The following is a 2,197-nucleotide window of genomic DNA, read 5'->3' as shown; positions in this document are numbered from 1 at the left end:
AGTGCAGTGGTGGACTTGGATTCCATGGTCAAGCGCCTCCTACAACGCGCAGGCCAGCACGCACGGTGAGGCGCTGCGCAAGATTGTCGAGCTCTGTTTCCGGAACGCCGTCGGGATGCCAGGCGGCGATCTGGCGGTTCTTTTCAAGGGTCATCTCGACACCACGACGACGCAGTTCGGTGGCAGCGGCGAAGTGGGTCAGGGTCTGGGCCGGCGCCGTGGTTGTTTGAGTAGTGACGGCAAGGTCCGAGCCCCGGCGCGGCAGGGTGACAACATCTGGCACGTCGTCGTGGTGCTTGTATGGATCGACCGTTCCACCGAACGGCAGGGCCTTTGACTTACGTGCACGGGCCGCTTCGGTGTCGGTTGATGCTGCGGTGGCAATGCGCTCGACAAGCTTGCGATTGGTGTCGGCAACGGTGTCTGGGAGTGACTTGAACTCTCGCCCGATGAGCGCGGCGCCCTCAATGAAGTTGTGTTCGCCCTCCCGCACCTGGTCGATCTCGATGAGCAGTTCGGCGCCGTCGTGGTCAGTGGCCACCACAAAGGCGGCGGCCTGGCGGAAGGCGTTGAAGGTCACCATCAGCTTCTCGCCGACCATTACGCCCGGCACGTTCTTCACCCACCAGCTGCGGCCGTCGAACTGGACCTGAAGCCATTGGTCGACCGTCCGCTCTTCTGCCTTCTTGGTGATGAGCTTTCGGGCCAGCTCGACATCCACCAGGCGGAGCTGTTCCTGGGTGATCTCCATCCACTTGGCGTAGCGAGTCAGGCCGTGGCGGCTATGTACCTTGTTGCTGTTGTACCAACGCATCCAGCGACCGACCTGGGCGTTGATCCAGGCGATGTCGGGCACGTGGGTGAATTTGAAGCCGCTCTCGAAGTCGCATTCGACGATGTTGTGGGCGCCCTCCACCTGGCCCTTTGCCCGGGGGTTGCCGACGCCGTTGATCACCGGCTCGATGAGCAGCCGGCGCAGGAAGGTTTTGAAGGCGCTGGTGTCGCCCGAACCCGGGTCCATGACTAAGTGGAAGGGCACGCCGTACATCTGCTGGCCGGGGCGCTGGGCAAAGGCAGCCAGAATGCTCTCGGTCAGGTTGACGATGCTTTCGCCGCCGGCCACGTAGTGCGCAAAGATCGCGCCGGAGCAGTGGTCGGTGATCACGTAGCGTGTAAGGCGCTGGCGTTTGATCTTCTCGAAGTTGCCGGGCTTGTTCTTGTAAAACTCGGCCGGTGACATATCCGCTAGGCCGCCCTCCGGCACGTAGAACAGGGTGCTGATTGACGCGTCGATCATCCATACGTCGTTCGGGTGCAGGCTGGCCTGCGGCTGTGCGGGCGACGGCCGGCGCAGTTGTTTGGGGTGAAGCTTGTAGTGGTACAGCGCCCGGCTTACCGCGCCGATGGAGAGCTGCCGAATAACGCCATCCGTGTCCACCGCCTCGGCCCGGATCTTGCCGTTGGCCCGTAACACCTCCAGGGCCTTGCCGACGGTTACTACCTTTTTGTCGTTGGCGCGGTAGCCTTCCATCATGTAAACGCTGACCTGCTCTGCCTCCCACTTCGGCAACAGAACCACGCCAGCGTCAGAGCGGCGCTTGCGTTCGGGCTTCATACAAATCTCCTTGAGTTGGCGCATCAACGTGGCCCTGGAGCACACCAGACGCTTGCAGGCGTCTTCGTACACCGCCCCTTTTCCGCCGTGGCCGGCCAGATCAGCGCGGGCCTTTACGTCGAGCAGGGTTTCGAGCAGATGCGGGTTCATGGCGTCAGGCTCCGGCCAGATCCTGGTCGTCTGCCGTCGCGCGCATCCACTCTGGGGTACCGTCACCGAAGGTGTCGGGGAGCATGAATTCCTCGCGCAGGGCAACCAGCTCTTGCTGCAGGCGTCCGACGTAGCCGGCCAATACCTGGGTGCTATCGCCACCGGCCGCGGCGTGGTGATCGGTAACTGCGATAAAGGCGACGCGGAGCTGGACAGCAACGCTGGCCAGTGCGCCATTGAAGTAGTCGGCAACCTCGGACAGCAGCTCCGCAGCGGCTTCGTCCTTCGGCAGAGCCTGGATGCGCTTCACCTTGGCGCGCTCGGCGTCGAGCAGCTTGTTTTTGTCGGCGAGCAGCTCTGTCTTGGCCTGGTCCTCGGCCTTGAGCTCTTCGATCTGGCGTTGGGCTTCTTCCTTCTCGCGGGCGTGCTTGG

1 protein-coding gene and 1 pseudogene are annotated in these 2,197 nt (G+C 62.9%); both read right to left on the bottom strand.

The annotated features are described in order from the left end of the window. Positions 1–28: 28 nt before the first annotated feature. A complete protein-coding gene (locus tag Q1W26_RS18435) occupies positions 29–1,765 on the bottom strand; it encodes a transposase (RefSeq protein ID WP_300443107.1) in 1,737 nt (578 codons plus the stop codon). A 4-nt stretch (positions 1,766–1,769) separates the two neighbouring features. Then, positions 1,770–2,197 (bottom strand): annotated as a pseudogene (locus Q1W26_RS18430) (hypothetical protein); the annotation flags it as partial.

The sequence above is a fragment of the Zoogloea sp. genome (assembly GCF_030157465.1).
GTDB lineage: Bacteria > Pseudomonadota > Gammaproteobacteria > Burkholderiales > Rhodocyclaceae > Zoogloea.
The sequence above is the reverse complement of the archived record's forward strand: the minus strand, read 5'-3'. Positions and strand labels throughout refer to the sequence as shown.